Annotated in this window: 6 protein-coding genes; 3 read left to right on the top strand and 3 right to left on the bottom strand. The window is 64.0% G+C overall.

What is annotated here, in order from left to right; translation table 11 throughout:
- Positions 1 to 312 (top strand): GNAT family N-acetyltransferase (locus PF446_RS08230; protein WP_298070947.1); only part of this gene is annotated, 312 nt, incomplete at its 5' end.
- Between the two features lie 11 nt (positions 313 to 323).
- Here the strand turns inward: PF446_RS08230 and PF446_RS08225 are convergent.
- Complete coding sequence (locus PF446_RS08225; protein ID WP_298070945.1) at positions 324 to 1,304, bottom strand: glycoside hydrolase family 16 protein; 981 nt, start codon at positions 1,302 to 1,304, stop codon at positions 324 to 326.
- A gap of 459 nt (positions 1,305 to 1,763) precedes the next feature.
- Complete coding sequence (locus tag PF446_RS08220; RefSeq protein ID WP_298070944.1) at positions 1,764 to 2,891, bottom strand: hypothetical protein; 1,128 nt, start codon at positions 2,889 to 2,891, stop codon at positions 1,764 to 1,766.
- 122 nt (positions 2,892 to 3,013) lie between these two features.
- On the opposite strand from PF446_RS08220, the gene PF446_RS08215 reads away from it, so the two are divergent.
- Positions 3,014 to 4,300 carry an acetyl-CoA C-acetyltransferase gene (locus tag PF446_RS08215; protein ID WP_298070943.1) on the top strand — a complete coding sequence of 429 codons (1,287 nt, stop codon included), beginning with the start codon at positions 3,014 to 3,016 and terminating at the stop codon, positions 4,298 to 4,300.
- Positions 4,301 to 4,304: 4 nt separating this feature from the next.
- Positions 4,305 to 4,799, top strand: coding sequence for an energy transducer TonB (locus PF446_RS08210; RefSeq protein ID WP_298070942.1), 495 nt, complete (start codon positions 4,305 to 4,307; stop codon positions 4,797 to 4,799).
- A gap of 295 nt (positions 4,800 to 5,094) precedes the next feature.
- Here the strand turns inward: PF446_RS08210 and PF446_RS08205 are convergent, their stop codons facing one another.
- Entirely contained in the window at positions 5,095 to 6,945 is a 1,851-nt protein-coding gene (locus PF446_RS08205; RefSeq protein WP_298070940.1) for a phospholipase D family protein, read from the bottom strand.
- Between the last annotated feature and the right edge of the window lie 121 nt (positions 6,946 to 7,066).

The following is a 7,066-nucleotide window of genomic DNA, read 5'->3' as shown; positions in this document are numbered from 1 at the left end:
AACCCCGCACGAGGGTTCTACCTGGTCGCAGAGCGTGATGGACACGCCGTCGGCAGCCTGCTGGTCACCTACGAATGGAGCGACTGGCGAAACGGCAATTTCTTCTGGATCCAGAGTGTCTATGTGGTTCCCGAAGCGCGTCGCAGCGGAGTGTTTCGCGCCCTGTATGAAGCCGTCGAGCAGCGCGCGCACAAGTCAGGCGCGGTCGGCATGCGCCTGTACGTGGAGCTGGAGAACCATCGCGCGCAGTCCACGTATGAGGGACTGGGCATGCATCGCTGCGCCTACCACATGTACGAGGTCGCCCTGTAAGGGCTTCGCGGCTAGGGCTGGCGAGGAGCGGCATTTACCGGCGCAGGATAAGACGGGCTCCGACGGGTGGTACTGGCGCCGGCTTGCGGATCACCGCCGTTGCCCAGGCCGTCGCGCGTCCATACCGCCACATAGTCCACCAGCATGGGATGCCTGGGTTCGGTCGTTTTGCCCGGCGTGGGCGCGTGGCTGAGCGCACGCGGGAAATTGCCGCCCATGGCCACATTCAGCAGGATGAAATAGCCGCCCTGGTGCGTCAGCTGTCGCCAGGTCGTCGTTGGCAGCTGGGCCTGTGAGACCTGGTGGGTGAGGTGGCCATCGACATACCAGCGCAACTGTCGCGGCGAGATCGTGCGGTCCCACTCGAAGGTGTAGACATGAAAGTGCATCTGGCAGGGCGACCCCGGGCAGTTGGCGACATGGCCGATGCCGTGGGGTTCGTCGCAGGGTCCGCCGGGCTTCACGCCGCAATGCAGGGTTTGCCACACGTTCTGGAGCCCGTTCACGTTTTCCATGATGTCGAATTCGCCCGAGGCCGGCCAGTCGTGGCGCTTGCGATAGCTGCGACCCATGGCCCAGAACGCCGGCCAATAGCCGAGTGCAGCCGGTCCGGTGACGTCGGGCATGCGGATGCGCGCCTCGATACGCAGGATTCCACCCGGCGGCGGTTCGAAGTCGGCCTTGCGGCTTTCGATGCGCGCCGAGGTCCAGTGCCCGGAAGCATCGCGCAGCGGCGTGATGCGCAGGTTGCCATGACCGTCCAGGCTGACGTTGTCCGGGTCGCGCGTGTAGCGCTCGACCTCCTGTGTGCCCCAGTTTTTCGGGCCGAACGGGTACTGCTGCCCGGTATCGAAGACCCAGCGGCCGGGCGAGGGCAACTGCCCCGCCGGGCCCTTGAAGTCGTCGGCGAAGCGCAGCACCCAACCGCCGCGATCCGGCAGGCGAGCACGAGCGCGCGGTACCGAGACCACGGCCAGAACGACAAGACACAAACTGCACGTACAGCGTAACCACGCCATGACGGCCCCGCACCCGAATGCGCCGGCCGTCCCCCTGTAGACGGTGTTCAACACGGATCTTCCGCTGCGAAACGCAGGACTGGAGTTACCATGATTGTATGCACTTTTACCGCCAAGTGAACCAATCATTTGTTCGAGCGATAGGCATTTCGAGCAGCTCGTAGCGGCCACATAGCCATGGCCCAGGCCGGAAGCGGTGCCGCACGGTCAGCTTGCTGTGGCGGGCCCGGGCGATGGCTCTGGATGCTGGGCCAGCGGGAGTGCCCTCGCCGATCCAGGCAACGGTAAAACCCGCATGGCAGCGGGCAACCCCTGTTCAGACGGTGTCCCGGACAACCGGTGCTCGTCTCCTGCATGTGGGATAAAGCAGAACGCCTGTGCGTGCGTGAAATAATTCGCTTGTGACCGGGAGCGGGTTTGCGGGGTCCGTCTTCAGTGCAGCGTTGTTTCGGATGTCAGCACAAACCTGCCTCTGGCATCCACGCGTATACGCTTGGGTTCGGCCATTTGCGCATCGCGTCCATAACGTCGGGCCAGCGCTTGCGCGTGCTCTTGGATACGACCGCCGATGATCAGCGCGTGCGCGAGCGGATGCACGTGATTTCCCTCGGCCTGGGCGATGCTGAGGGCAATGATGCCGAGGCCGGGCGCGGTGTGGGCGTGGAGCGTGGGCGGCGGCAAGGATGCGTCGGACTCGGCCAGGTGCTCGACGATGCGCGTGGGTTCGGCGTCGCCGTCGTGTTCGAAGCGCAGCGCCAGATGATGCGCCTGCAGCACGGCGGCATACTGGCGCAGTTCGAACACCAGCCCGGCCAGGGTCTGCGCGGCCTCTTCGGGACTTTCATGCTGGGTCTGGCGCAGCCAGTGCAGCGGGTGGGCAGTGTGGATGGCGCCTGCTTCATAGCGGAGTGGCAGGCCGCGGGCGCTGAGCGTGGATTCGCTTTTGTCCGGGGTCAGGAGGGCCGGTTCCAGTACGCTCCAAAGTGGAGCGAGGCCGGCATGTTCGTATTGCACGCAGGTCAGCGCCAGCAGGTCGTGGCGGCTCAGGTAGCGGACGTGCTCGAGTGGCACGTCCAGCGCACGAATCAGGAAATCAGCGGTACGTTCCCCGGCTTCACCGCGGCCGATCAACTCGACCTCCATGGCTTCGCCAAGGGCGTGTCCGGCAGCAGGATCGGCGAGCAGGGTCCACGGCAGATACAGCATGGGGCTTCCGGCCAGGACCGGATCAGGCGCCAGGGATTGCGCCGGCATGCGCCCGTCCCGGGCGCCGAAGGCGATCACGCCACCTTGCGAGCGGGGCAGGCGCGCGGCCAGTTCTTCCAGTGTGGAGAATGCGGGAAACTGCGGACGCAGCAACTGCGCGGCGTCGAAAAGACCCCCGGCGAGGGCCAGTCGCGATTCGGCCACACCAGGCAACAGGCGTTGAAGATCCTCGGCCATGTGCGCGGCCAGGGTTTCAGCCGCGTCACGCTCCAGAACGATGCGCGCGGGTAGCTCGTCGGGCCGGCATTCCAGCGCCAGCACACCGGGCAGGCTGATCAGGTCGTTGGCATCCACATCGAACTTCCATCGCAAAACACCAAGTGTATCGTGGCCAAACAGCCGCGAGCTGCGGACTACCGCCGCAGGGGCGCTCGCGTTACCTTACATGAACAACCGGAACCGGGACTCATTTGATCATGCAAAAACAGTCCAATCGTGTCGGCGTCATCGGTGGCGTTCGAATCCCCTTTGCACGTCACAACACCGCCTACGCGGAAGTTGGCAACTTCGGCATGTCGGTGAAGGTGCTCGGAGCACTGGTTGAACGTTTTGGCCTGCATGGTCAGGAGTTGGGCGAGGTGGCGCTGGGCGCGGTGATGAAGCATGCCTCGGACTGGAACCTGGCTCGCGAGGCGTTGCTCAGTTCCGGGTTGGCGCCGACTACGCCGGGCATCACCACGGCACGTGCCTGTGGTACCTCGCTGGACAACGCCATCGTGATCGGCAACAAGATTGCCATGGGGCAGATCCAGTCGGGGATTGCCTGCGGGAGCGACACCACCAGTGACGTGCCCATCGAGCTGGGCACGAAGTTGCGCAAGCGGCTGATGCGTATCAACCGCGCGCGATCGCCGATGGACAAGGTCAAAGCCGCTGTCGGCGATTTCTCGCTGCGTGAACTGAAGCCGAAATTCCCCGGTGTGGGTGAGCCACGTACGGGTAAATCGATGGGCGAGCATTGCGAGGCGATGGCGCGCGAGTGGCAGATCACGCGCGAAGCGCAGGACCAGCTGGCACTGGAAAGCCACCAGAAACTGGCCGCAGCCTACGAAGAAGGGTTTTTCGACGACCTGCTGGTGCCTTTTCGCAAACTCAAGCGCGACGGCTTCCTGCGCGCCGATACCAGCCTGGAAAAGATGGCCTCGCTCAAGCCGGTGTTTGATCGCAGTTCGGGCCACGGCACGCTTACCGCCGGCAATTCCACCGGCCTGTCCGATGGTGCTGCGGCGGTGCTTATGGGCAGTGATGCGTGGGCGCAGCAGCATGGTCTGAAAGTCCAGGCCTATCTGACCCATGCGCGTGTGGCAGCAGTCGACTTCGTGCATGGCGAAGGCCTGCTGATGGCGCCTACGATTGCCGTGCCTCGCATGCTGGACGAGGCCGGGCTGACCCTCAAGGATTTTGATTTCTACGAGATCCACGAGGCGTTCGCGGCACAGGTGTTATGCACGCTGAAGGCGTGGGAGTCGACCGAATACTGTCGCGAACGGCTCGGTCGCGATCAGCCGCTGGGATCGATCGACCGCGACAAGCTGAACGTCCACGGTTCATCGCTGGCGGTCGGGCACCCGTTCGCGGCGACCGGAGCCCGCATCATCGCCACCCTGGCCAAGATGCTGGAGCAGAGGGGGTCCGGGCGCGGTTTGATCTCCATCTGCACGGCAGGAGGCATGGGCGTCACGGCCATCCTGGAGCGACCCTGACAGCGTGCCACGCCTGCGCACCACGCTGGCTCTGTGCGTCCTGGCCCTGGTGTTCAGCATCGCCGCGACCGCCTTGTTGAGCAGCGTGCAGCGGCTGGGTGGCAGCGTGATCCTGGATCCAGGACCCATGCGAGCCGAGGCGGCGCAGCGTGCCCCAGCGCGTGCGCAGCATGGGGTGAAGCATGCCATCCGCTCCGGATCCAAAGCCGGGCTCACGGCCAGAGCGCGTGCGGCCGAACCGCAGCCGGTATTCTCGCCGCCGCCGAACTATCCGATACAGGCCTTGCGCGAGGGTCGTGGTGGACTTGTGCGCATCCGCGCGCAACTGGATGTCGACGGTCATGTTGCCGATGCGCAGGTGATCGATTCAAGCGGCGATCCAGACCTGGACCACGCGGCCCTGGTGGCCGCCAGACGCTGGCAGTTCCGCATGCCTGCGGATGCGCAGCGCAGCGTGGTCCTGCCGATCCGGTTTCGCATCGACCCGCAGGGGCGTTAGCCCCGTTCAACGGCAGCTTGTTGTCCGGGGTCCAGTTCAAGCGGGCGAACGCATCATTGGGCATCGTCGCTTCGTTGCCTGACCCCTTTCCAACCCCCGACTGCACGCAGTGGAGGGTCGCTGCAATGCAGCGTGACGCCAACGCAATGCGAAAAAACTTCGCCTGCTTTTCAGAGGGAGTCGGGGAAGGTGCGCCGCAGGCAGAGGCCAACATTCTCGCAGGGAGCGTGGCAGAGAAACGCGCATGCAGGCATTCCTGGAACGCTCGCCCGCTCAAGGCATAGCCTCTGTAACCTCAGAGAATGCCGCTCAGGCCCACACCGAACGCGGTGATCATGCGCGTGTAGATGCTCTTGAACGGCATGGCGACTTCGGGGAAGTCGCCGACCGGCGTGTAGCACTGGTGGAACTTCGGATCCGAAGGTCGTAGCGGTTTGCAGCCTGGTTTCAGGGCGTAATCGGTGCCGTAGCGGAACGGCCAGAAATCGAAGAACGGCAGGTGCTCGGAAACAGTACCGATCGCCTGGTTGAGGTAGGTCAGTACCGGTACCTTGGGCTGGCGCGGGGCGATGGTCCAGGCATTTTGCGGCTGTGTATCGCGCAGAATGGCCTTGCGCAGCTGGTCGGCGAAACGTGGGTCGTAGATGATCACGCCGGCCTCGGTGTTGTAGTGATCCGAGCGCGGATCGAAATTGTGCGATCCGACCATCGAAAATGCACCGTCGACCACGATCGACTTTGCGTGCAGGCCAAAGCGCATGCCCTCGTTGATCAGTGGGGCCGGGCTGTTCCGGCGCCGGCTGCGGCGCATCTTGCTGCGTTTTTCGGGCGATGCGGGGACTGCGATGTTGTCCTCGGCGGGTGTATTGACTTCGGGCGGGTCGCCGGGATGCGGTTTCAGTTCGTGAATCTCGAAGCCGTAGTCCTTGAGATACCGCTTGCGGTGCTTGTAGGACATCGCGTACACCGCAAAGGCGTCGGTCGAGGCCAGCGAATTGGTCGACACGATGATACGCGGGGCCGGATGGTCCTTGTGCAGCTTCAGGAAAATCTTGCGCGCGCGGCTGCTCAGTACCAGATACGGCGTTTGCAGCACGATCTGGTGCCGGGCGTTCGACAGCATGCTCATGATGTGTCGGGTCAGTTGATCGTCCCGCTTGCGGTCGGGGTTGTCGGTCTTGGCCGGACGGTCCGAGTAGTAGTCCACCGCACCTACGCGCAGCGTGTGGTCGAGGATATGTTGACCAAGCCAGTTGGGGTTTTCTGCCTGCGCACGCACGCGCGCCACGCGCACAGGGTCGGTGTAGACCGGTTCGGTCCAGTGCACAGGTTTGACCCCGGTCTGGCGCAGGATGGAGTTGACATCGCTCAGCCGGCTCAGGGACGTGGTGCGCTTGTTGTTCCAGAAGCGAGAGAAGCTGATGGCCATGTCCCGAGCGGCTGGTCCGCCCACCAGAACGTCGCGGTCAATGTAGTTGAAATGCGGGTCCCAGCCGAAGTACCGGTTCTGGATGTTGCGCCCGCCGGTGATGCCGATGCTGTCATCGACCAGCAACAGCTTGTTGTGCATGCGTTGGTTGAACTGAAAAAAGCAGCACAGTATGCCGGCCGCGAATTCCAGCGGCGGGGTCTTGGCGTGTTCAAAGGTGGGATTGTAGAGGCGTAGCTGGAAGTCGTTGTCCAGTCGCGCCAGTCGCGCCAACATCTGGGTATTGGAGAAGGAGAACAATTGGTCGGCGATGATACGCACGTGCACGCCGCGCTGGGCCGCGCGCACCAGCTCGTCCAGCATCAGTTTGCCGACATCGTCCGGCTCCCAGATGTACGTCTGCACATCGATGCCGTGCTGCGCGGCACGGATCAGGTTGATGCGCGCCGCCAGTGCCGCCTCGCCATTGTTGAGCAGGGTGACCACGTGCACCGGCTTTTGGGGCGTCGACAGACGCATGGCATTGTCGGCTGCCGCCATCAGCGGCGAGGGGGTGGCGCAGTGGTCGGCACGCTTGCAATCGGGCGTGGTCTGCTGGCTGGCGGTGATGATGGCCTGGGCCTGCCGCACATGCACACGCGTAACCGCGCAGCCCTGCAGCAGGACCGATGCGCCAACCAGCAGCGCCAGCATAAATCGGAGGGATCGCGAGTGCATGGGTTGATTCTAACGAGTGCCCGGGCTGCTTTCGGCTGGGGCGGGTGATTCGGGTCGGGGCGCTCGGTTTGGCCTGGAATCAAGCTGGATGAAAAGGTCAAGTTCGACGCGGGTCGAGACC

The sequence above is a fragment of the Oleiagrimonas sp. genome (assembly GCF_027858935.1).
In the GTDB taxonomy this organism is placed as follows: domain Bacteria; phylum Pseudomonadota; class Gammaproteobacteria; order Xanthomonadales; family Rhodanobacteraceae; genus Oleiagrimonas.
This window is presented reverse-complemented; position numbering and strand designations above follow the sequence as displayed.